Origin of the sequence: Microbacterium sp. KKR3/1 (genome assembly GCF_021272365.1) — a bacterium.
Taxonomy (GTDB): domain Bacteria; phylum Actinomycetota; class Actinomycetes; order Actinomycetales; family Microbacteriaceae; genus Microbacterium; species Microbacterium aurugineum.
Map to the genome: position 1 here is coordinate 465,330 of NZ_JAJSDW010000001.1, position 20,559 is coordinate 485,888.

21 protein-coding genes are annotated in these 20,559 nt (G+C 66.2%); 6 read left to right on the plus strand and 15 right to left on the minus strand.

From position 1 onward, the window contains the following. Positions 1 to 50 precede the first annotated feature (50 nt). From LVJ59_RS02255 to LVJ59_RS02265, 3 genes are read right to left on the minus strand one after another with little or no spacing between them, the layout of a single operon-like run. Positions 51 to 2,405 (minus strand): excinuclease ABC subunit UvrA, encoded by a 2,355-nt coding sequence (locus tag LVJ59_RS02255; RefSeq protein WP_232761856.1) that lies wholly within the window; start codon positions 2,403 to 2,405, stop codon positions 51 to 53. A 29-nt stretch (positions 2,406 to 2,434) separates the two neighbouring features. Then, entirely contained in the window at positions 2,435 to 2,845 is a 411-nt protein-coding gene (locus LVJ59_RS02260) for a VOC family protein (protein WP_131491019.1), read from the minus strand. Positions 2,846 to 2,850: 5 nt separating this feature from the next. Continuing rightward, entirely contained in the window at positions 2,851 to 3,249 is a 399-nt protein-coding gene (locus LVJ59_RS02265) for a helix-turn-helix transcriptional regulator (RefSeq protein ID WP_232763139.1), read from the minus strand. Between the two features lie 183 nt (positions 3,250 to 3,432). Here LVJ59_RS02265 and LVJ59_RS02270 point away from each other — a divergent pair, with 183 nt between their 5' ends. Then, a complete protein-coding gene (locus tag LVJ59_RS02270) occupies positions 3,433 to 4,029 on the plus strand; it encodes an HdeD family acid-resistance protein (RefSeq protein WP_047519592.1) in 597 nt (198 codons plus the stop codon). A 67-nt stretch (positions 4,030 to 4,096) separates the two neighbouring features. On the opposite strand, the gene LVJ59_RS02275 is transcribed toward LVJ59_RS02270, so the two are convergent. Further along, the gene (locus LVJ59_RS02275; RefSeq protein ID WP_047519594.1) at positions 4,097 to 4,861 is read right to left on the minus strand and encodes an SDR family oxidoreductase; all 765 of its coding nucleotides are present in this window, start codon (positions 4,859 to 4,861) and stop codon (positions 4,097 to 4,099) included. A 122-nt stretch (positions 4,862 to 4,983) separates the two neighbouring features. Here LVJ59_RS02275 and LVJ59_RS02280 point away from each other — a divergent pair, with 122 nt between their 5' ends. The 4 genes from LVJ59_RS02280 to LVJ59_RS02295 all read left to right on the plus strand — a co-directional run bounded on the left by LVJ59_RS02280 (position 4,984) and on the right by LVJ59_RS02295 (position 7,676). Next, positions 4,984 to 5,457 carry an NfeD family protein gene (locus LVJ59_RS02280; protein WP_232761857.1) on the plus strand — a complete coding sequence of 158 codons (474 nt, stop codon included), beginning with the start codon at positions 4,984 to 4,986 and terminating at the stop codon, positions 5,455 to 5,457. A gap of 8 nt (positions 5,458 to 5,465) precedes the next feature. Continuing rightward, positions 5,466 to 6,395, plus strand: a complete 930-nt coding sequence (locus LVJ59_RS02285) for an SPFH domain-containing protein (RefSeq protein ID WP_052193254.1) — start codon at positions 5,466 to 5,468, stop codon at positions 6,393 to 6,395. Next, positions 6,392 to 7,168, plus strand: a complete 777-nt coding sequence (locus LVJ59_RS02290) for a glycerophosphodiester phosphodiesterase family protein (RefSeq protein WP_232761858.1) — start codon at positions 6,392 to 6,394, stop codon at positions 7,166 to 7,168. The genes LVJ59_RS02285 and LVJ59_RS02290 overlap by 4 nt, the downstream gene beginning before the upstream one ends. 124 nt (positions 7,169 to 7,292) lie before the next feature. Further along, positions 7,293 to 7,676, plus strand: coding sequence for an RNA polymerase-binding protein RbpA (locus LVJ59_RS02295; protein WP_047519600.1), 384 nt, complete (start codon positions 7,293 to 7,295; stop codon positions 7,674 to 7,676). Here LVJ59_RS02295 and lnt read toward each other — a convergent pair. From lnt to LVJ59_RS02340, 9 genes are read right to left on the minus strand one after another with little or no spacing between them, the layout of a single operon-like run. Then, positions 7,673 to 9,196, minus strand: coding sequence for an apolipoprotein N-acyltransferase (lnt, locus tag LVJ59_RS02300; protein WP_232761859.1), 1,524 nt, complete (start codon positions 9,194 to 9,196; stop codon positions 7,673 to 7,675). The two genes, LVJ59_RS02295 and lnt, sit on opposite strands and share 4 nt — an antisense overlap. An 11-nt stretch (positions 9,197 to 9,207) precedes the next feature. Beyond that, complete coding sequence (locus LVJ59_RS02305; RefSeq protein WP_153244114.1) at positions 9,208 to 11,682, minus strand: RNA helicase; 2,475 nt, start codon at positions 11,680 to 11,682, stop codon at positions 9,208 to 9,210. Further along, a complete protein-coding gene (tatC, locus tag LVJ59_RS02310) occupies positions 11,679 to 12,437 on the minus strand; it encodes a twin-arginine translocase subunit TatC (protein WP_131491103.1) in 759 nt (252 codons plus the stop codon). The genes LVJ59_RS02305 and tatC overlap by 4 nt, the downstream gene beginning before the upstream one ends. 57 nt (positions 12,438 to 12,494) lie before the next feature. Beyond that, positions 12,495 to 12,731 (minus strand): twin-arginine translocase TatA/TatE family subunit, encoded by a 237-nt coding sequence (gene tatA, locus LVJ59_RS02315; RefSeq protein ID WP_047519604.1) that lies wholly within the window; start codon positions 12,729 to 12,731, stop codon positions 12,495 to 12,497. Between the two features lie 44 nt (positions 12,732 to 12,775). Then, positions 12,776 to 13,759 (minus strand): YafY family protein, encoded by a 984-nt coding sequence (locus LVJ59_RS02320; RefSeq protein ID WP_131491014.1) that lies wholly within the window; start codon positions 13,757 to 13,759, stop codon positions 12,776 to 12,778. Next, positions 13,756 to 14,748 carry a YafY family protein gene (locus LVJ59_RS02325; protein WP_232761860.1) on the minus strand — a complete coding sequence of 331 codons (993 nt, stop codon included), beginning with the start codon at positions 14,746 to 14,748 and terminating at the stop codon, positions 13,756 to 13,758. The genes LVJ59_RS02320 and LVJ59_RS02325 overlap by 4 nt, the downstream gene beginning before the upstream one ends. Continuing rightward, the gene (locus LVJ59_RS02330; RefSeq protein ID WP_232761861.1) at positions 14,748 to 15,659 is read right to left on the minus strand and encodes a hypothetical protein; all 912 of its coding nucleotides are present in this window, start codon (positions 15,657 to 15,659) and stop codon (positions 14,748 to 14,750) included. Before LVJ59_RS02330 ends, LVJ59_RS02325 begins: the two co-directional genes overlap by 1 nt. A 10-nt stretch (positions 15,660 to 15,669) precedes the next feature. Next, complete coding sequence (locus LVJ59_RS02335) at positions 15,670 to 16,689, minus strand: tRNA (adenine-N1)-methyltransferase (protein ID WP_232761862.1); 1,020 nt, start codon at positions 16,687 to 16,689, stop codon at positions 15,670 to 15,672. Beyond that, positions 16,686 to 17,369 (minus strand): HAD family phosphatase, encoded by a 684-nt coding sequence (locus LVJ59_RS02340; RefSeq protein ID WP_256536394.1) that lies wholly within the window; start codon positions 17,367 to 17,369, stop codon positions 16,686 to 16,688. Before LVJ59_RS02340 ends, LVJ59_RS02335 begins: the two co-directional genes overlap by 4 nt. A 90-nt stretch (positions 17,370 to 17,459) precedes the next feature. Here LVJ59_RS02340 and LVJ59_RS02345 point away from each other — a divergent pair, with 90 nt between their 5' ends. Continuing rightward, positions 17,460 to 18,308 carry a PAC2 family protein gene (locus LVJ59_RS02345; protein ID WP_047519614.1) on the plus strand — a complete coding sequence of 283 codons (849 nt, stop codon included), beginning with the start codon at positions 17,460 to 17,462 and terminating at the stop codon, positions 18,306 to 18,308. A 7-nt stretch (positions 18,309 to 18,315) separates the two neighbouring features. On the opposite strand, the gene LVJ59_RS02350 is transcribed toward LVJ59_RS02345, so the two are convergent. Together LVJ59_RS02350 and LVJ59_RS02355 are read right to left on the minus strand one after the other, a co-directional pair. Continuing rightward, positions 18,316 to 19,140, minus strand: coding sequence for an undecaprenyl-diphosphate phosphatase (locus LVJ59_RS02350; RefSeq protein WP_232761863.1), 825 nt, complete (start codon positions 19,138 to 19,140; stop codon positions 18,316 to 18,318). Positions 19,141 to 19,182: 42 nt separating this feature from the next. Next, a complete protein-coding gene (locus LVJ59_RS02355) occupies positions 19,183 to 20,478 on the minus strand; it encodes a M20/M25/M40 family metallo-hydrolase (protein ID WP_232761864.1) in 1,296 nt (431 codons plus the stop codon). Between the last annotated feature and the right edge of the window lie 81 nt (positions 20,479 to 20,559).

Below are 20,559 nucleotides of genomic sequence, written 5' to 3' on the forward strand. Positions count from 1 at the left end.
ACCGCGACAAAGCGGGGCGCAACGCCGGGCGGACTGTCCCCCTGTCCGACTCACGCTCCGACGTACTCCGCGAGGTGCTCCCCCGTGAGCGTCGACTTTTGGGATACCAAATCTCTCGGCGTTCCTTCGAAGACGATCTTCCCGCCGTCATGACCGGCCCCCGGGCCGATATCGATGATCCAGTCCGCGTGCGCCATGACCGCTTGATGGTGTTCGATCACGATCACGGTCTTCCCCGCGTCGACGAGTCGATCCAGCAGGTCCAGGATCTTGTCGACATCCGCGAGGTGCAAACCTGTCGTGGGCTCGTCGAGCACGTAGACGTCGCCCTTCTCCCCCATCTGGATCGCGAGCTTGAGACGCTGGCGTTCGCCGCCTGACAGCGTCGACAGCGGTTGCCCGAGCGACAGATATCCGAGTCCCACGTCTTCCATGCGACCGAGGATCGCCGCTGCGGCGGGCAGCTTCGCCTCGCCGTCGCCGAAGAAGAGCCGGGCCTCGGCGACCGGCAGATCGAGGACCTCGGTGATGTCCTTGCCCGCGAGCTTGTACTCCAGCACGCCCGCCTGGAAGCGCTTACCTCCGCAGTCCTCGCACGGCGTCTCGATCGTGTCCATGAAACCGAGTTCGGTGATGATGACGCCCGCCCCCTTGCATGACGGACACGCGCCTTCCGAGTTCGCGCTGAACAGCGCCGGCTTCACGCCGTTCGCTTTCGCGAACGCCTTCCGGATCGGTTCGAGGAGTCCTGTGTAGGTGGCAGGGTTGCTGCGGCGGGACCCCTTGATGGCGGCCTGGTCGATCGCGACGACGCCATCCTGATTGGACACCGATCCATGGATGAGTGAGCTCTTGCCCGACCCGGCGACACCGGTCACGACGGTGAGGACTCCGGTAGGGATGTCGACATCGACGTCCTGCAGATTGTTGGCCGATGCGCCGCGTACTTCGATCGTTCCCGACCCCGTTCGCACCTCGTCCTTCAACGTCGCGCGGTCTTCGAGATGATCTCCGGTCTTCGTTCCGCTCGCTTTCAGCCCCTCGACCGAGCCTTCGTAGCAGATCTCTCCGCCCGCGCTGCCGGCTCCCGGCCCCAGATCCACGACGTGATCGCCGATCGCGATGGTCTCAGGCTTGTGCTCGACGACGAGAACGGTGTTCCCCTTGTCGCGCAGTTGCAGCAGCAGGCCGTTCATCCGCTGGATGTCGTGCGGGTGCAGGCCGATCGTCGGCTCGTCGAACACGTAAGTGATGTCCGTGAGCGAAGAGCCGAGGTGCCGCAGCATCTTGATGCGTTGCGCCTCTCCCCCGGACAGCGTGCCCGACGGCCGCTCGAGGCTGAGGTATCCCAGTCCCAGCGTCACGAACGCGTCCAGGTTGGCGCTGAGCGCCTGCAACAGCGGTCCGGCGCCGGGAAGATCGAGGCCGCGCACCCACTCAGCCAGGTCGGTCACCTGCATTCGGCACGCATCCGCGATGCTGACGCCCTCGATCTTCGAAGAGCGCGCACCTTCAGTGAGCCGCGTGCCGTCGCACTCCGGGCAGACAGCGAAGGTGGCGACGCGTTCGACGAAGGCTCGGATGTGCGGCTGGAGTGCGTCGAGATCCTTCGAGAGCATCGCTTTGGTGATCTTGGGGATCAGACCTTCGTAGGTCATGTTGATCCCCGAGATCTTCACCTTCGTGACCTCGCCGTAGAGGAACAGATGCCGCTGCTTGTCCGTGAACTCCGAGATCGGTTTGTCGGACGGATAGAACCCCGACTGGGAGAAGCCCTTCACCATCCACCCGTCGGCGGTGTAGCCGGGGACCATGATGGCGCCCTCATCGAGCGACTTGGACTCGTCGACGATCTGCGTGAGATCGAGGTCCGACACCGCTCCCCTCCCCTCGCAACGCGGACACATGCCGCCCAGATAGATCGCATCCTTCACGATCTTCTTCTCGCCGCCGGGACCGGTCATGACGCCGCTGGCCTTCTGCGTCGGGATGTTGAAAGAGAAGGCCGTCGGTCCGCCGATGTAGGGCTGCCCGAGCTTGCTGAACAGGATGCGCAGCATCGCGTTGGCATCGGTGACCGTTCCGACGGTCGAGCGCGGATTCGCGCCGAGTCGCTCCTGATCGACGATGATCGCCGTGGTCAGCCCCTCCAGGACGTCGACGTCGGGACGCGGCACCGACGGCATGAATCCCTGCACGAAAGCGCTGTACGTCTCATCGATCATCCGGCGGGATTCCGCGGCGATCGTGTCGAAGACGAGGGAGCTCTTGCCTGAACCCGATACGCCGGTGAACACGGTGAGACGTCGCTTCGGGATCTCTACGCTGACATCCTTCAGATTGTTCTCGCGCGCGCCCTGAACGCGGATCAGGTCGTGGGTGTCGGCGGGGTGCTCGGTGGTCATCAGCGTCCTTCGTCGATTCGGTGGAGGGTTCAGGCGGCCTGGTTGATACGGAGCAGGTTGCCTGCCGGATCCCGGAAAGCACAGTCGCGGACGCCGTAAGGCTGGTCCATGGGTTCCTGCACGACGTCTGCCCCTCGTTCGACGAGCCGTTCGAAGAGCCCGTCGAGGTCGTCGCTCGCGAGGGTGAGCGCGGCGTAGCTGCCCTTGGCGATCAGCTCGAGGATCGTCTGCCGCTCGGCGTCGGTGATGCCGGGGTCGGTTGCCGGTGGGTGAAGCACGATCGATGTCTCGGGCTGTCCCTCCGGTCCGACCGTGAGCCAGCGGAGACCGTCGTACCCGACGTCGTTGCGCACCTCGAAGCCGAGCGCATCTCGGTAGAACCCGAGCGCAGCTTCGGCGTCGGTGTGAGGCAGGAAGGCGTAGTGGATGCTGATGTTCATGGTTTTCACGTTAGATGGGCATCGATGCGGGGTGCTTCTTGATTCCTGATCGGTCTTGTGACCTGCTTGGCCTGGAACGAGGGAATCCCTTCGACGCGCGCTGCTCGTTCACGGTACACGCGGGGTGAGACACCGACCAGCTCGGTGAACCGGGTGCTGAACGTGCCGAGCGATGAGCAGCCGACTTCGAAGCAGACCTCGGTGACCGTGAGGTCGCCACGGCGCAGGAGTGCCATCGCCCGCTCGATCCGTCTCGTCATCAGGTACGAGTACGGCGATTCGCCGTATGCGTCCCGGAAGCACCGACTCAGGTGCCCCGCCGACATGTGCACACCCCGGGCCAGCGCCTCGACATCCAGCGGCCAGGCATACTCGCGATCGATGCGATCCCGCACTCTTCGCATCACTGTGAGCTCGCGCAAGCGCGCATCATCCGGACCCGTCACGAAGTCGATAGTGTCATGACGCCGGGTGTCCTGGTGTGACGGAATGAAACGCGAACGGCGACTCCTCCCCATTCGGGGCTGTGAGGGCGCTACCCTGAGGAAGCATCCTCACAGGATTTTCTCAGAAAGGGGTCCCCAACCATGTCTGAACCACTCACCGAGGCGAAGTCACTGTTCAAATCGATTCGCATCTCGCTCGCCGTCGCCGGTGTTCTCGCGCTCGTCGCCGGAATCGTCCTCCTCGTCTGGCCGGTGAAGTCCGCGGTCATCGTGACGGCGATCTTCGCCTCCTACCTGGTCGTCGCCGGACTCGTCTACATCGGGCTGGGCATCTTCTCGAGCGCCAAGGGCGGATGGGCCCGCGTGGGGCACATCGTCCTCGGACTGCTCTACGTCGCGGCCGGCATCATCGCGTTCTTCAACTTGAATGCAGCTGCGGCCACGCTCGCGTTCGTGGTCGTGATCTTCATCGGCATCAGCTGGATCGTCGATGGCGTCGTAGCCCTGACGCTTCTGGGCAGCGATGGCTCGCGCGTCTGGACCGTTCTCTACGCACTCCTGAGCATCGTCGCCGGAATCATCGTCCTGTTCTCGCCGCTGATCGCCGGCTTCGCATTCTGGCTGCTGCTCGGCATCTCGCTGATCGTTCTCGGCATCATCCAGATCGTGCGTGCTTTCACGCTCGGCAAGGACGAGAAGGAGTATGTGGCCGCCGTTCAGGGAGACACGGCCAGCTGATCTCCCCCTCGAACGGAACGGCCCCGTCCTGCATCCAGCAGGACGGGGCCGTTCCGTGGGGCGGAGGTCACTCCGCGGCGAACGCGCTCACATCGCCGACCAGGCGTGTGTTGTCAGCCGGCACAGGATCGACCGTGGCCTTGGCCACCTCGGCAGCGAACTCGGAGACGTTATAGAGCTTGCCTGCCGACTCCCGCCGCTCGGCGATCGCGCCGGGGTTCGCCCGCTCCAACAGGGTCGCAGTGATCGTTCCCTCGATCATGTCTCCGGAGACGACCGTGAAGCCGATCCCCTTCTCGGCAAGGCTCGGGATGAGCTCACGAAGCGCGTCTTCCCCGGCGCGCTTCGACAGCGCGACCGGCTCGTACTCCGGCATCGTGGGCGTGGTGCGGATGAAGTGGGCCTGGTGGCTGGTGACGAAGACCACCCGTGCACCGTCTCCGAGCAGCGGCGTCGCAGCCTCGAGCACGTTCAGCTGTGCGTCACGGTTCAACGTGAGCGCGTAGTCCTCTGCCATCCCCGACTCCATGCCACCGGACGCGTTGAGCACCAGCACGTCGAGGCGTCCGTACTCAGCGCGGACCGCCTCGAACATCTCGGCGACCGAGGCCGGATCGGTGAGATCCGCGCCGACGACCAGCGCGCGGCGACCGAGCTCGCGCAGCTGCGTGGCGAGCTTCTCCGCTCGCGGCGCCTTGTTGCGGTAGTTGATGACCACATCGGCGCCGGCCTCCGCGAGGTAGCGCACTGTGTCGGCGCCGATCCCGCGTGATGAACCGGTGACAAGCGCGACCTTGCCTTCGAGGGATCCTGCGGGAAGAACGTCGGTCACGGTGACTCCTCATGATGCGTGAAAAAGCCGTGATCGCACGGCCCTCTCACACTATCAAGCGCGCGCCGGGGCACCCGGATGGGCGGGCCTCCGCGTGGTACGTTGACCAGAAAGGAGGCCGCATGGACAACTTCACGACATTCGTCACGTTCATCGACCAATGGGCGTGGATCGGCTGGCTGGTCCTGATCGCCGTCTTCCTCGTCATCGAGATGCTCTCGCTGGACTTCACGTTCCTCATGCTCGCCTTCGGCAGCGTCGTCGGTCTCGTGACCGATCTGCTGGGTGTGCCCGTGTGGGTGCAGGTGATCATCGCAGCGGCCGCTGCGGCGGTCTTCATCCTGTTCCTCCGGCCCCCGTTGCTCAAGCGTCTGCACCGCGGGGAGGATCCGACGAAATCGAACGTCGATGCCCTTCTCGACCTGCGCGGTGTGGCCCTGAGTGAGATCACCCAGATCTCCGGGCAAGTGAAGCTCGCGAACGGCGACACCTGGACCGCGCGGACTTCGACCTCCGTTCCGATTCCCTCGGGGGCGCCGATCGCCGTGAGCGTGATCAACGGCGCCACCGCCATCGTCCGACCCGTCAACGACTAGGAGTTCCCGTGGACGACGCATCGTTCATCCCCGCAGCGATCGGATGGATCCTCGCCATCGCCGTGATCATCTTCGTGGTGGTCACCGTCGCACGGGCCATCCGCATCATTCCGCAGGCGACTGCCGGCGTGGTCGAGCGCCTCGGGCGCTACCACAAGACCCTCACTCCAGGTCTGAACATCCTGGTCCCCTTCATCGACCGTCTTCGTCCGCTCATCGACATGCGCGAGCAGGTCGTCTCGTTCCCGCCGCAACCGGTGATCACCGAGGACAACCTCGTCGTCTCGATCGACACCGTCGTGTACTTCCAGGTCACGGATGCCCGCGCCGCCACCTACGAGATCGCGAACTACCTCGGTGCCGTCGAGCAGCTGACCACCACTACCCTGCGTAACGTCGTGGGTGGGCTCAACCTCGAAGAGGCACTCACCAGTCGCGACAACATCAACGGCCAGCTGCGCGTCGTGCTGGACGAGGCGACGGGCAAGTGGGGCATCCGTGTCGGACGCGTCGAGCTGAAAGCGATCGACCCGCCCATCTCGATCCAGGACTCCATGGAGAAGCAGATGCGCGCCGAGCGTGACCGTCGCGCGGCGATCCTCACCGCCGAGGGCACCAAGCAGTCGGCGATCCTCGAAGCGGAGGGCTCCCGTCAAGCCGAGATCCTCCGGGCAGAGGGCGACAAGCAGGCTGCGGTTCTCCGTGCCCAGGGTGAAGCCGAAGCGATCCAGAACGTCTTCAGCGCCATTCATCAGGGTGCGCCGGACGACAAGCTGCTCGCCTACCAGTACCTGCAGATGCTGCCGAAGATCAGCGAAGGCCAGTCCAACAAGCTGTGGATCATCCCGAGCGAACTCACCGAGGCGCTCAAGGGCATCGGCAGCGCATTCACGCCGAAGCCGGGCCAGGGCCCGACCAACACACTGCCGGGCGCGTGACGCACCCGTACTTCTCGAAGGCACGGCATCCCCGAGTCCTCGCCCACCGCGGTCTGATCACCGCGGCCGGCGAGGACTCGGGCGTCTGGGAGAACTCGGCCGCAGCCATCGCCGCCGCCCATGCCGCCGGCGCCGAGTACGTCGAGACCGACTGCCAGGTGACCGCTGACGGTGACGTCGTGCTGTTCCACGATTCGACACTCGATCGCCTCCTGGGCGACAAGCGAGCCGTACGCGACGTTCGCACGCGCGAACTGCGCGAGATGTTCGCCGACCATGGCGGGTTGCTCACCGTCTCGGAGGCGCTCGATTCGTTCCCCGAGGTCCGTTTCAACGTCGACGTGAAGACGTCCGCCGCTGTCGAGCCACTCGGGCCGATCCTCGCCGACCACACTCACCGCGTGCTGGTGACGAGCTTCTCTGACTCGAATCGCCGTGGCACGGTCGCGTCCGTGCTGAAGGCGGGCGCCGCGCTCCGACCGGCCACCTCCGGGGGGAGCCGCACCATCGCCGCTCTCCGAGCACTCTCCGCACTGCACCTCTCCCCCGGTCGTGTGCTCGAAGACATCGATGCGCTTCAGATCCCGGAGCGCCACGGGAAGCTGACCGTACTCACCCCGGCCCTGCTCCGCACCGCCCGCCGCCGCGGCGTCGAGATCCACGTCTGGACCGTGAACGACCCCGTCGACATGCTCCGACTTGTTACGGCCGGAGTGGACGGCATCGTGTCCGACCATGCCGACGTCGCACTGGCCACGCTCTCTGCGAAGTAGTCGCCGACGCGCCCCATAACCTCCGGCGCTGGGATTCGGCTGTGAATTCCGCCGCGAAGTCGCCCGCGTGGATGAAGCGCACAGGCTGGAGCGTTATACCTGACAGCGACGAGAGGACCACAAAATGGCAGATCGCAGCCTGCGCGGCATCCGGCTCGGCGCCCAGAGCCTACAGAGCGAAGAGGGCGTCGTTTTCATGGAGCGCCGCGAAACGACCTACACCTGTGACACGTGCGGACACGTCACGAACCTGATGTTCGCAGCGGACGCCGAGCCGCCCCAGACGTGGGAGTGCCGTGCGTGCGGCGCGGAAGCCCGTCTGAACGTCGACGGCGAGGCCGTGACGCTCGAAGCAAGCGATGAGAAGGCCGCACGCACCCACTGGGACATGCTGATGGAGCGCCGCACGCGAGCGGAGCTCGAGGAGCTCCTGGAAGAGCGCCTCGCCTTCATCCGCGCCCGTCGCGGTGCAGGAGAAGACCCGACGCGGGAGAAGATCGGGGCTTAACGCCCCCTGGCGCGCCACCACCCGAAGAGGAGCGCGCCGACACCGCCCCAGAGCAGCAGCTGCTGGATCACGGGGCCCAGGAGCACACCCGCTGTGAGGCCGGTACGAAGTTCGACATCGTCGAGCATCGCACCGGCCTCTCCTGCGTCGAGGCTCGTGACGGTCGAACCGTCCGCGCGGATGACCTGGCTGGTGCCGACCGTCGACACGTTCACGACACTGCGACCGGTCTCGATCGCTCGCATCCGTGCGAACGCGAGCTGCTGGAGGTTCTCGTCGGTGCCGCGGAAGTCCGCGTTGTTGGTCTGGAACACCAGGACCTCGGCACCGTCGTTCAGGCCTTCCCAAATGACGTCGTCATAGATGACGTCGAAGCAGATGGCCAGGCCGATCGTGACGCCGTCCACGTCGACGACCGGCGGGTTGGATCCCGGCGTGTACTCCCGTTGGATCAAACCGATCAGATCGGGCGCCAGCGCGTTGAAGAAGGGACGATCCGGAACGTACTCGCCGAACGGGACCGGATGTCTCTTGTCGTGCAGCTGCGTAGCCGTGCCGTCGGCCGTCCAGAGCATCGACGTGTTGAAGTAGACGTCGTCACGCCCCGTCGCCGCGTTGGCGAGCAGAGGCGCATCGATGCGGTTCGAGACGAGCGTCATCCGCCGGGCGATCGCGTCGTTCTGGAACGGATCGGCGTCCAAGGACCCTTCCGGCCACACGAGCAGGTCGACGTCTTCTCCGTACAGAGGTGCGGTGGCGTCCGTCTGCGCCTGGATCACGGAGAACGCTTCGCGCTCATCGAAGTATCCCGTCGGGCCGTTCCCCTGCACCGCCGCGATCCGCATCGAGCCCGAGGGCGAGGTCGGGAAGAGCGGGGTGAACAGCAGCACGAGGATGACCACGGCCGGTGCCGACAATCGGAGGGGCCACCGCCACAGGCGCAGCCGCACCACCTCCACCAGCATCGCGACCAGCAGCACCATCAGGAAGCTGAGTCCGCTGACCCCGAGCCAGGAGGACACGGGGGCGAGCGGGCTCTCGGCCTGGCTCATGCCGAGCCGGGCCCATGGGAAGCCGCCGTAGGGCCAGGAGCCGACGAAGAGCTCCCTGCCGACCCAGAGAGCGGCCACCACAGCCGGAAGCCCCAGGAGGCGCCCTGCGGCGCCGGGGAAGGCACGAGGCAGCCACCGGTAGGCCAGAGCGATCGGAATGAGGGCGAACGCGGTGAGTCCGCCTTCGACGACGCTGAGCGCACCCCAGGGGATCGGACCGAGGTAGCGCGACGTCCACGACACCATGAGCGCGAAGAAGAGAATTCCGTACACGAGTCCGACGAGCAGGGCGCCCCCGAAGCGACGGCCGATCAGCGCGACGAGCAGAAGCCCCACAGCGGGGAAAGCGAGAACCCAGACGGCTGCCTCCGGATACGCCAGGTCCATGAGGACGGCGGCGACGCCCGCGGTGAGGACGGCCGCCCAGAGCGGGAGAAGGGCGCGCTGCGGAGCGGGGCGTTCGGGCATCGTGTCCACCCTCACATCGACGAGTAGGCCACGATGCCGCGGCGGACTCCGTCGAGAGCGCTCCGCGCGGTACGCGCCAGCGCGGCATCCTCCGCGACGATCGAGAGCTGATCCAGCAGATCGATGGTCTGCTTGGCCCAGCGCACGAAGTCTCCCGCTGCCATGTCGGCGTCGATCAGGACCCGGTCCAACGCTCCCCCGCGCGCCCAGGCGTGCATGGCGCCCGCCAGACCGGCGGCGAGCGGCTCGCTGCCGGGAAGATGGTGGTCCTGTTCCAGGTCATCCAACTCAGCCCAGAGCGTGGTGGTCTTCTCGTAGGCGGTGCGGAATGCGCCACGCGGCAGGCCGCGCTCCCCCGAATTGGCTTCATCGCGTCGCGGTTCGTACACGAGGCAGCAGGCCATGGCTGCCAGCGAAGGAGCATCCAAGCCCGCCCAGAGACCCTGTCTCAGGGACTCGGCCACCAGCAGATCCCGCTCGCCGTAGATACGGCGCATCGTGCGTCCGGCATCCGTCAGCGTCGTGTCCGCGCCATCATGCGTCACGTAGTCGAGTGTCTCCAAGACCTCGACGACGCGGTCGAACACCCGCGCGACCGTTCCGGTGCGTGTCTCGATCTGGCGCCGGATCCGGTCTGTCTGGCGCTTGAGCTTCCAATAGCGCTCCGCCCAGCGGGCATGAGCCTCGCGGTCGGGACAACGGTGGCACGGGTGGCGCTGCATCTGCGTACGCAGGGTCTGGATGCGCTTCATCCGCTTGTCCCGTGACGCTCGCGGCGCCTGGGAGTCCTGGCGGTTCTTCTTCTCGAGATCGCTCAGTTCGCGGCGGATCGCGGCGTACTCCGGGAAGCTCCCGTGTTCACAAGCCATCGCGCTCTGATAACCGGCGAGCGACTCCTCGGCTTCGCGCACCTGCCGAGCGAGGCCGACGACGGCACGATCCGCCTGGAACTGCGCGAAGGACGACTCGAGGATCTGCCGCGCTCGGGGTTTGCCGAACATGTCGATCAGATTCACGGCCATGTTGTACGTCGGACGGAAGCTCGAGTTCAGGGGGTATGTGCGTCGGGACGCGAGGGCAGCGACGGCCTGGGGATCCATCCCCTCGGTCCACTGCACGACGGCGTGGCCCTCGACGTCGATGCCACGGCGTCCGGCGCGACCGGTGAGCTGTGTGTACTCCCCCGACGTGATCGCGACGCGTGCCTCGCCGTTGAATTTCTCCATCTTCTCGAGCACGACCGTACGAGCCGGCATATTGATGCCGAGAGCCAGGGTCTCGGTCGCGAACACCACCTTGACGAGCTTGCGCTGATACAGCTCTTCCACGACCTCCTTGAAGGCGGGTAGAAGACCGGCGTGATGAGAGGCGACACCGCGTTCGAGGTTGTCCAGCCACTCCCAGTAGCCCAGGACGTCGAGGTCTTCGTCCTGGAGGGTGCGGGTGCGGTCCTCGACGATGGCCCGGATCTCAGCTCTCTCCTCCGTCGACGTCAGACGGACGCCGGAGCGACGCACCTGCTGCACGGCCGCGTCGCACCCCACGCGACTGAAGATGAAGAAGATCGCCGGGAGGAGGTTCGAGCGCTCCAGAAGGCGCACGACATCCGGACGATCCATCCGTTCGATCCGGCGCGCATTCGCGGCACGGACGGGACGGCGGCCTCCTCGGGAAGGGCGCTGCGCCTGTCGGCCCGCATGCCGATTGCTCCGATACGCCTGCGCCTGTCGGTTGTTGTCATACGTCGACGCGGTCGATGAGCGGATGCGCATCAACTCCTGGTTGACCTGGGCCGTGGCGAGGCCGGCGCGGTCATCGAACAGGGGAAGCAGGTCGTCCCGCACGAGCACGTGCTGCTCCAACGGCACCGGCCTGATCTCGGAGACGATCACCTCGGTGTCGCCGCGCACCGTGTCGAGCCAGTCCCCGAACTCCTCGGCGTTCGAGACCGTGGCACTCAGGGAGACCAGCCGCACCTGCGCAGGCAGGTGGATGATGACCTCTTCCCAGACGGCGCCGCGGAAACGGTCAGCGAGGTAGTGGACCTCGTCCATGATCACGTAACGGAGATCCCGGAGCGCCGTGGAGTCGGCGTAGATCATGTTGCGCAGGACTTCGGTCGTCATCACCACGATGCGCGCATTGCCGTTGATGTTGGTGTCGCCGGTGAGCAGTCCCACCTGATCGGCGCCGTAGACGTCGACCAGCTCCCGGAACTTCTGATTCGACAAGGCCTTCATGGGTGTCGTGTAGAACGCCTTGTCGGTCGGCGTCTGCATCGCGAGGTGAATCGCGAATTCGCCGACGATCGTCTTTCCTGCTCCGGTCGGTGCGGCGACGAGCACGCTGCGTCCGTTCTCCAGCGCGTGGCACCCCGCCACCTGGAAGGGATCCAGCTGGAACTTCTGCAACGCGGCGAACGCGGACGACTCCGGGTGCTCGGCCGCCTGGCGCGCCCGGGCGTACTTCTCGGAAGGTGAACTCATACCGCGTCCGGCAGGAGCCCTGACGCATCGTCACGCTTCCGCTTTCGCCGATCGAAGATGAGGGACAGTCCGGCGGCGGCGAAGAACAGGACGATCAGGATTCCGGCGAGCATCAGCATGCTGACCACGTCGGCTGCCGGCGTCGCCAGGGCCGCGAACACGGTCGCGATGAGGATGGCCACACGCCATCCCTTCAGGATGGCCCGGCCCGACATGACCCCGGACAGATTCAGCGCCACCAGGAACACGGGGAGCACGAAGGAGACGCCGATCACGATCATCAGCTTGAAGACGAAGTCGTAGTACTCCTGCGCGTAGTAGAAGTTGGTTGCGCCGTCCGGGGTGAAGCTCCACATGAGCTCGATCACGTGCGGCATGATCATCACGCCGAGATAGCAGCCGGCGAAGAACAGCGGAACCGCCGCGACGACGAACCCGACGGTGTACTTGATCTCCTTGCGGGTCAGTCCGGGCATGATGAACGCCCAGATCTGCCAGAGCCACACAGGCGCCGAGATGAACAGACCGATGGAAAAGGCGATACGCATGCGCATGTCGAACGCGGACGTGACCGTACCGAAGTTCAACGCGCTGAAATTATCGCCGCGCTTCTCCGTGATGATACGGATCGGTTCCGTGATGAAGTGGATCACGGGGTCCGCCACGATGAACGCGATGACCATCCCGACCACGAGTGCCAGCGCCGCGTACATCAGACGCTTGCGCAGTTCGACGAGATGCGCGCCGAGCGACATCCGTCGATCCCGATCCGCCTTCGGCATCACGGACGGTTCGATGGCTGCCACGGCCGGTCAGGCGCGAGGCGGAGTCTCAGGGTCAGCGCCCGAGTCCTTGGCCGAGGTGGGGTCGGCGACGGTCGAATCTGCGCGGGTCGCGTCTTCTTCCTTCATCGCCTTCATCTCGCCCTTGAACACGCGAGCGGACTGGCCCATGCTCTTCGCGAGCGCCGGCAGCTTGGCGGCACCGAACAGAAGGAGGATCACGGCGAGCACGATAAGCAGGTGCCAGCCTTGCATTCCAGCGAACATGTCAGGATTCCCGTCGTCGGTGAGCGTTCGATTCAGTCTACAGATCAATTCTTCGCATCGGGCTGGTGATACAGCGCGAGTCCCGAGGCGGCCCACTCCCTGGTGGCCGTGCGTGCGACACCGGGATCGATGACCTCCATCGCCCCGCCGAAGCGCGCCGCGAGCCGCTTGATCCCGCGCGGGTCGGCGAGGTGCAGTTGCGTGGCCACGAAACCGTCTACCACCTCGAGCTCCCCCGTGGGGACGAATCCGGCCAGCAGCGGGGCGAGGCGTTCCGGCACGCGAACCGTGACCTCGCGCTCGTCGTCGAGACCGGCGAACGCCTCAGGTACGTGATCCCCGCCGTGGGTGATCGGGATCTGCGTCAGCTGGGGCGCGCTCACACGATCGAGATGGAACGTGCGCATCGCCTGACGCAGGTGGCACCACCCCTGCAGGTACCACTGCCCGTTGGTGATCAGGATCTGCATCGGGTCGACCGTGCGTGTGGTCGGGGCGGCGTCAGGGGCCTGGTAGGTGAAGGAGATCGCGACACCGTCGTGAAGACCACGCGCGACCGCTTCGCGGACCTCGTCGACCGCGCTCGGCGCGACGACGACATCTGCGGGCGCATCGGCGGCGCCACGGGACAACTTCGAGATGAGACCCGCGACGAGTCCGGAATCCGACACCGCGGGCACGGCCGCGACCATCTGGAGGCCTGCGAGCAGGGCCGCGGCTTCACGAGCGGTGAACCGAGGCACTCGCCGCAGCGCGACGTCGTTCGTGATCTCGATGACGTCCTCGAGATCGAGCAGGTCCCAGTTGATGTCGAACATCTCCTGCGGCTGCTGCCAGTACCCGGACTCCCCGGGAAGCCCGATGACGGTGAGCTTCTCCACCATCCCGCGCATCTCCTGCGGCGTGACGCCGAACTCCTCCGCCGCTTCCGCGAGCGAGACCTGGCCGTGTTCGAGGAGATAGGGGACGAGCGTCAGATAGAGCCGGACCCGTTCGGCGGCGAGAAGCGGCTTGGGCTTCGGATTCATCCTGCGTCCTCCGCATCAGCATGCGCATCGACGACTGCTTGGAGCCGGGAGATCACCGCATCGCGGAGCGGGGCGGGCTCGACCACGCGGACCTCTGGGCCGTAGGACGCGAGCTCGTCCGCGAGGATGTGCAGATCGACGAAGGGAACATGGATCCCCTGCGTCGCCGGAACCGCGCGTCGTCCGAGGCGGAGCGCGGCTTCGGTGCCGGGCGTGACCTCGAGCAATGCCGAGTTCTCCGACGCGACGCGTTCGAGCCCGGCGAGAGCCCTCTCCCCCGCACCGTCGCGCAGGGACGCGTCGAAGCCCGTCGAACTCACCTTGACGTCTCCGACGATCCGGCCCAGAAGGAACGTCCGGTCCTCATCGACATCGACATCGATCCCGAACACATGCCACCGAGCCTCGTAGTCGACGAGGGCGAGCGGACGAATGCGTCGTCGCCGCGGCGCCTCCTCGCCGGGCTTCAGGTAGTCGAACGTAACGACCCGACAGCGCTCGATCGCATCCTGGAGAGGAGCGAACGCCGCGTCACGCGCCGTGATGCGTGGGGCGAAGCCGATGATCGGCTCGTCACCGTCGATCCCGAGAGCGCGGATCTTGCGCACGCCGGACTGTGCATCCCCGGAAACGGACTCCGCGCTCCAGACGCTGCCGGCGAGACGCAGCACTGCCAGTTCCGCCGGAGAGAACACGATGTCACTCGGAAGGTCGTATTCTGCCTGCGGAATACGGTAGCGGGCCTCGCGGAGATCGTTCGGATCAGCGGCGTCACCGATCGTCTCGATCGGTACGCCGAGCGTCCGCAACTCGTCCTTGTCGCGTTCGAACATCTTCTCGAGCGCGTCGGAACGCGTGCCCGCTTCCGCTCGTTGGCGGTAGCCGGAGACGTTGTCGAGGATCTGCTGCTTCGTCAGCCCGATCTCCGTGGCCATCAGCGCCACGACGAGATTCGTCAGGCGCTCCTCCGCGGGGATACGGGCGGCCATCACTGCGTCGGCGCCGCCACTGCGCCCAGGATGTCGACGACGATCGCGGTGGCGGGAGCGCTCTCTGTTGCGGGGAACACGACGAGGAGCTGCGAACCGACGGTGGCACCCACCATCTGCTCGGCGGCGACGCTCACGCTCGCGTCCTTACCCCACGAGGACGTGGTCACGGTCTTCTCATCCCAGTCGACGCCCATGACATTGGAGACCACGATGTCACCCTCCTCGACCTTCGGGCCATCGCCCTTGATCAGCGTCTGCGTGACGATCTCGGTCGGCGCCGGAACGTCGGGGACGATGATGCCGGGTGTGCCGTCGGGAGCCCGCACGACGCTGGGAAGGCCGCGCGCGTCATTGAACTGCAACGCACCGGACGCCTTCGACGGCATGACATCGAGCACATCGATGACCGCGACGATGTTCTCCCCTTCGTCGAGTCCGAACGCCTGGACGTTCTGGGCCCCGAAGTCCTCCGGAGTCAGGACGGCGAGGACACGGCTGCCACCGGTGGCGCACTCCAGCACGTCTGCAAGGCCCGCGGAACGCTGAGCCCAGTAATCGATGCTGTGCACGCGGCTCGGGTCGCCGTTGAACTCGGACTTGTACAGAGCCTTGCCGCTGTCTCCGCCGAAAAAGGCGATATCGAGCACCACGGGCTGGAAGTCCGATCCGAGTGCCAGACCGTCCCCGACGGTGACGTCGGCGAACGAGGTCTCGTCCGTCTTGACCGGGCCGAAGACATCGACGTCGGGAACCGAGCCGAGGTCGCCGCTCACGTCGGCGATGTTCAAGACCTTGTCGTCGGTGCCACGATCACAGGTGGCACCGCTGTCGGGCGACGCGACGGTGCAGCCGGTCAGGGCGAGGACGGCAAGGCTGAGGGAGGCCAGAACGGCGGACGTTTTACGCACGCGCTCCAGTCTATTCCGTCGGGTGCGAGGAATCGCGCGAAGCGGCCGCCAGGCGTGCCCCCTCTGCCGCCTTCTCCGCCTCCCGCGCGCGTTTGCGCAGATTCTTGTCGCTGATCTCACGGTCGCCGACGGCTCCGGGTGTCCAGGCCTCCACGTCCTCGTCGCCGTAGCTGCTCTTGGACGCACGGCGCTTGACCGACGGAGCGATCGCTCCCGGGGCGAGTCGGCGCGCGGTGAGGAGGAAACCGGTGTGGGCGACCATCCGGTGATCGGGGCGCACCGCGAGTCCCTCGACGTGCCATCCGCGGACCATCGTCTCCGACGCGTCCGGGTCGGTGAAGAGCCCGGTGCCCCTGATGTACTCCGCGACTCGCGAGAGCTGCGTCGCCGTCGCCACGTAGCAGAGGACCACTCCACCCGGCGTGAGCGCGTCGGCGACGGCGTCCATGCACTCCCACGGCGCGAGCATGTCGAGGACGACGCGGTCGACGGATGCCGCCGGCACCTCAATCGGCAGGGCTTCGACGAGGTCTCCCACGACGACACGCCAGGTGTCCGGGTTCTCACCGAAGAAGGTCTCGACGTTCGCTTGCGCGACATCGGCGAAGTCCTCGCGACGCTCGAACGAGATCAGTTTCCCTGCCGGACCCACCGCGCGCAGCAGCGACAGCGACAGGGCACCGGAACCGACACCTGCTTCGACCACGGTCGCCCCAGGGAAGATGTCCGCTTGCATGACGATCTGGGCGGCGTCCTTCGGGTACACGATCGCCGCGCCGCGCGGCATCGACATCGCGAAGTCACGCAGCAGAGGCCGGAGTGCCAGATAGTCGTGCCCGGAGCTGTTCGCCACGACGGAACCGTCCGGAAGCCCGATCAGGTCACGGTGGCGCAGAACACCCTGATGCGTGTGGAGCTCGCCGTCCTCGCGGAGCGTCACGGTGTGCAGGCGTCCCTTGGGTCCCGTGAGCTGGACGCGATCGCCCGCGCGGAACGGGCCGCTCGGCCGCGGCGCGGCGATATCGGTCATCGGATCGCTCCCGTCGCGGCGCTGTGGCTGTCGAACAGGTCGGTGAGATCGTCGGCGCCACGTCCGGCGAGTGTCGCCCACAGATCGTGCGCTCCGAGCCCGTCCAGCGGCACGATGTGCGGCACCGCCAGCGTCACTGCGCCCGAGGCAAGTCCCGCTCGCACCCCGGTGGGCGAGTCTTCGATGACGATGGCCTCGGCGATGTCGACGTCCAGGAGTGCCGCCCCCTGCAGATACGGCTCCGGATGCGGTTTCGGGTTCTCCACGTCATCACCGGCGACGACGATGTCGAACGCCTCGAAATCGATCAGTTCCACGACGTCCAGTGCCATCCGGCGCAGTGACATGGTGACCAGACCGGTGGGGATGCCCGCGTCCCGGAGATCACGGAGCAGTTCGCGCGCGCCAGGCCGGAACGGGACACCCTGGGTGCGAAGCGACTGCTGCACGACGTCGGTCAGGTGCGAGACGATCGCCTCGGCTTCCATCGCCACACCCGCGTTCTGCAGGATCACGGCGCTGTCGATCAGACCGCTGCCGACGAGTCGCAATGCGTCTTCGTGGCTCCATGATCCGCCGAAGGACTCGACCAGCGCCGTCTCGGCGGCCATCCAATACGGTTCGGTGTCGACGAGTGTTCCGTCCATGTCCCACAGGACTGCGCTGGGCTTTCTGCTCACCGAACCCATGCTAGCCGGGGTGCCACCCGCATCCCGCCGTCGCGGACTAGCCTGGAAGGATCACATCTGCGAACTCGAAGGGAGCCCTCGATGGATGTTCTCGGTCCGCGCATCGTCATCGCCGCCTTCGACGGCTGGAACGATGCGGGTGAAGCCGCCAGCGCTGCGATAGAGGCACTGCGCACATCGACGGAGTACGACCTCGTGCACTCGGTCGACCCCGAGCTCTACTTCGACTACCAGTACACGCGACCGTCGACTCGCATGGATGCCGAGGGCCGCCGCCAGCTCACCTGGCCGGAAGCCGGACTCTGGCGCCCACGGAACCCCGCGCCCGGCCCGGAATTCTGGCTGCTCACGGGAGCCGAACCGGCACGTACCTGGCAGGCGTTCGCCTCGGAGTTCATCGACGTCGCTCTGCGCGACGACATCACGGGATTCGTCACCCTCGGTGCGATGCTCTCGGATGTTCCGCATACCCGGCCGATCTCGATCTTCGCGTCCAGTCAGAACGAGCAGGTCCGTGAGGCGCATGGACTCGAACGCTCGCTCTATGAGGGACCGGTCGGGATCCTCACCGTGTTCGAGCACTTCGCCGAGAACGCGGGAATCCCCACGGCCAGCCTCTGGGCCAGCGTTCCCCACTACGTTGCCTCGGCGACGCCTTCACCGAAGGTGACGCTCGCTCTCCTCGATCGGCTGGAGGAGCTCACGGGCGTCGATGTCGACCGCCAGGCGCTCCGCACCGAGGCCGCCGCCTGGGAGGCCTCGATCGACGCGGCAGCGGCCGATGACGAGGACATGGCCGAGTACATCCGCCAGCTCGAGCGCACCCGAGACACCTGGGACTCCCCCGAAGCCTCCGGTGACGCGATCGCGCAGGCTTTCGAGCGCTACCTCCGTCGCCGCGACGACGGACCGGGCGACCGCAAGCGCTGACGCCGGATCAGGCCGCGATCACACCGGTCCCGAGCAGCACGAGCAATACCGTGCCCAGCAGGATCCGGTAGATCACGAACGGCAGGAAGCTGCGCTTCGAGATCCAGCTCATGAAGAACGCGATCACTCCTAGCGCGACCACGAAGGCGATGCCGGTGGCTGCGAGAGTGTCCCCGAACGAGAAGAACGACGGCTCGTCCCAGCTCTTGAAGACCTGGTAGAAACCGCTGCCGAAGACCGCGGGAATCGCCAGGAGGAACGCATAGCGAGCGGCAGCAGCGCGCTCGTAGCCCAGGAACAGCCCCATGGTGATGGTGCCACCCGAGCGAGAGACCCCGGGGATCAGCGCCAATGCCTGAGCGAATCCGAAGGCGACGCCGTGGGGGTAGGTCAGATCGTTGAGCTTGCGACGCTTCGCACCGACGTGGTCGGCGACGCCGAGCAGGATTCCGAAAACGATGAGCATGATCGCGACGATCCACATCGACCGCAGGACGGTTTCGATCTGGTCCTGGAAGAGCAGACCCAGGACGACGATCGGGATGCTGCCGATGATGATCATCCACCCCATGCGGGCATCCGGATCGTTGCGCGGGGCCTTGCCGACGAGGGATCGGAACCACTGCGTGATGATGCGGACGATATCGCGCCAGAAGAACACGACGACAGCCGCCTCGGTGCCGATCTGGGTGATGGCGGTGAAGGCCGCGCCCGGGTCCTCCCCTGACGGAAGGAAGGTTCCGAGGATACGGAGGTGGGCGCTGGAGGAGATCGGGAGGAACTCGGTGAGTCCCTGGACGATGCCCAGGATCAGTGCTTCGAGCAGGTGCATGGAGGGGCTTTCGGTGTTATCGCGGCACGGAGCGGCCGGCGCTCAGTACGTGCGCAGCAGATCGGCCAGCACACGCTGGCCGAAGACAAGCGATTCTACGGGCACTCGCTCATCGACTCCGTGGAACATCCCTGTGAAGTCGAGATCGGCGGGGAGTTTCAGCGGTGCGAATCCGTACCCCGTGATCCCGAGGTAGGCCAGCGCCTTGTTGTCGGTCCCCGCGCCGAGGAGGTACGGGATCACGGGAATGCCCGGGTCGTGACGTCCGATGCTCGCGACCATCGCCTCGACCAGTTCGCCTTCGAACGGCGTCTCCATGCCGATGTCTCGCACGACCGTCTCGATCTCCACGTCGTCCCCCACGATGCTTTGGAGCTCGGCGAGCACGTCGTCCTCGGTCCCGGGGATCACGCGGACATCGATGAGCGCCTCTGCGCGCTCGGGAATCACGTTGTGCTTGTAGCCCGCGCTGAGGACCGTGGGATTCGTCGTGGTCCGGAACGAGGAACGCAGGAACGCCTCGGCAGGTCCCGCGGCTTTCGCGAGGGCGTCGGGGTCGTCCACGCTGCGTCCACTCAGCGCGCTGAGCCCCTCGAGCAGCGCCGTCGTGGTCGGCGTCAGGCGGATCGGCCACCGGGTTCGACCGATCGCCGCCACCGCCTCGGCGAGCTTCGTGACCGCGTTGTCGTCGTGCAGGCGACTGCCGTGCCCCGCGCGCCCCTTCGCGACCAGACGGATCCAGATCAGGGCCTTCTCGCCGACTTGCAGCAGGTACGCCCGACGGTCGTCCACCGTGATCGAGTAGCCACCGACTTCGCTGATCGCCGCCGTCGCCCCGGCGAACCACTCGGGTCGGTTCTGCACGACCAGAGTCGAACCTTCGACGCCGCCGTTCTCCTCGTCAGCGAAGAAGGCCAGCACCAGATCGCGCTCCGGCCGCTCTCCGGCGCGGAGGATGTCGGCGACTGCTGTGAGGATCATCGCGTTCATGTTCTTCATGTCGACCGCGCCGCGCCCCCACAGCATGCCGTCCTGCACGATGCCGGCGAAGGGGTTGACACTCCAGTCCTCGGCCATGGCCGGCACGACGTCGAGGTGCCCATGGACGACCAGTGCAGGCTTGTCGCGGTCGCGCCCGGGCACCCGCGCCATCACGTTCGTGCGCCGAGCAACGGGTTCGTAGTACTCGACCTCGAGCCCCAACGCTTCCAGGTAGGACCCGACGTACTCCGCGGCCTCGCGTTCGCCCTTCGCGTTCCCTCCGCCGAAGTTGGATGTGTCGAAGCGGATCAGGTCGCTCGCGACGCGCGCGACCTCCGGAAGAGACGGATCGGTCATGGCTCCAGGCTATCGAAACCACGCGCCACGCCCGGGCGTATGGTTCGGTTCGAGTGCCCGCTGAGGACGTGGTAATGTCAT

Excerpts from the sequence above, each read along its gene's own strand:
- LVJ59_RS02280 (WP_232761857.1), top strand. The coding sequence starts at position 4,984 with ATGGACAACTTCACGACATTCGTCACGTTCATCGACCAATGGGCGTGG.
- LVJ59_RS02345 (WP_047519614.1), top strand. The coding sequence starts at position 17,460 with ATGGATGTTCTCGGTCCGCGCATCGTCATCGCCGCCTTCGACGGCTGG.
- LVJ59_RS02320 (WP_131491014.1), bottom strand. The coding sequence starts at position 13,759 with ATGAATCCGAAGCCCAAGCCGCTTCTCGCCGCCGAACGGGTCCGGCTC.
- LVJ59_RS02260 (WP_131491019.1), bottom strand. The coding sequence starts at position 2,845 with ATGAACATCAGCATCCACTACGCCTTCCTGCCTCACACCGACGCCGAA.
- LVJ59_RS02265 (WP_232763139.1), bottom strand. The coding sequence starts at position 3,249 with ATGCGAAGAGTGCGGGATCGCATCGATCGCGAGTATGCCTGGCCGCTG.
- LVJ59_RS02295 (WP_047519600.1), top strand. The coding sequence starts at position 7,293 with ATGGCAGATCGCAGCCTGCGCGGCATCCGGCTCGGCGCCCAGAGCCTA.
- LVJ59_RS02355 (WP_232761864.1), bottom strand. The coding sequence starts at position 20,478 with ATGACCGATCCGTCTCTTCCGGAGGTCGCGCGCGTCGCGAGCGACCTG.
- LVJ59_RS02350 (WP_232761863.1), bottom strand. The coding sequence starts at position 19,140 with ATGCACCTGCTCGAAGCACTGATCCTGGGCATCGTCCAGGGACTCACC.
- lnt (WP_232761859.1), bottom strand. The coding sequence starts at position 9,196 with ATGCCCGAACGCCCCGCTCCGCAGCGCGCCCTTCTCCCGCTCTGGGCG.
- LVJ59_RS02335 (WP_232761862.1), bottom strand. The coding sequence starts at position 16,689 with ATGACCGATATCGCCGCGCCGCGGCCGAGCGGCCCGTTCCGCGCGGGC.
- tatC (WP_131491103.1), bottom strand. The coding sequence starts at position 12,437 with ATGTCGCTCGGCGCGCATCTCGTCGAACTGCGCAAGCGTCTGATGTAC.
- tatA (WP_047519604.1), bottom strand. The coding sequence starts at position 12,731 with ATGTTCGCTGGAATGCAAGGCTGGCACCTGCTTATCGTGCTCGCCGTG.
- LVJ59_RS02255 (WP_232761856.1), bottom strand. The coding sequence starts at position 2,405 with ATGACCACCGAGCACCCCGCCGACACCCACGACCTGATCCGCGTTCAG.
- LVJ59_RS02325 (WP_232761860.1), bottom strand. The coding sequence starts at position 14,748 with ATGGCCGCCCGTATCCCCGCGGAGGAGCGCCTGACGAATCTCGTCGTG.
- LVJ59_RS02270 (WP_047519592.1), top strand. The coding sequence starts at position 3,433 with ATGTCTGAACCACTCACCGAGGCGAAGTCACTGTTCAAATCGATTCGC.
- LVJ59_RS02305 (WP_153244114.1), bottom strand. The coding sequence starts at position 11,682 with ATGAGTTCACCTTCCGAGAAGTACGCCCGGGCGCGCCAGGCGGCCGAG.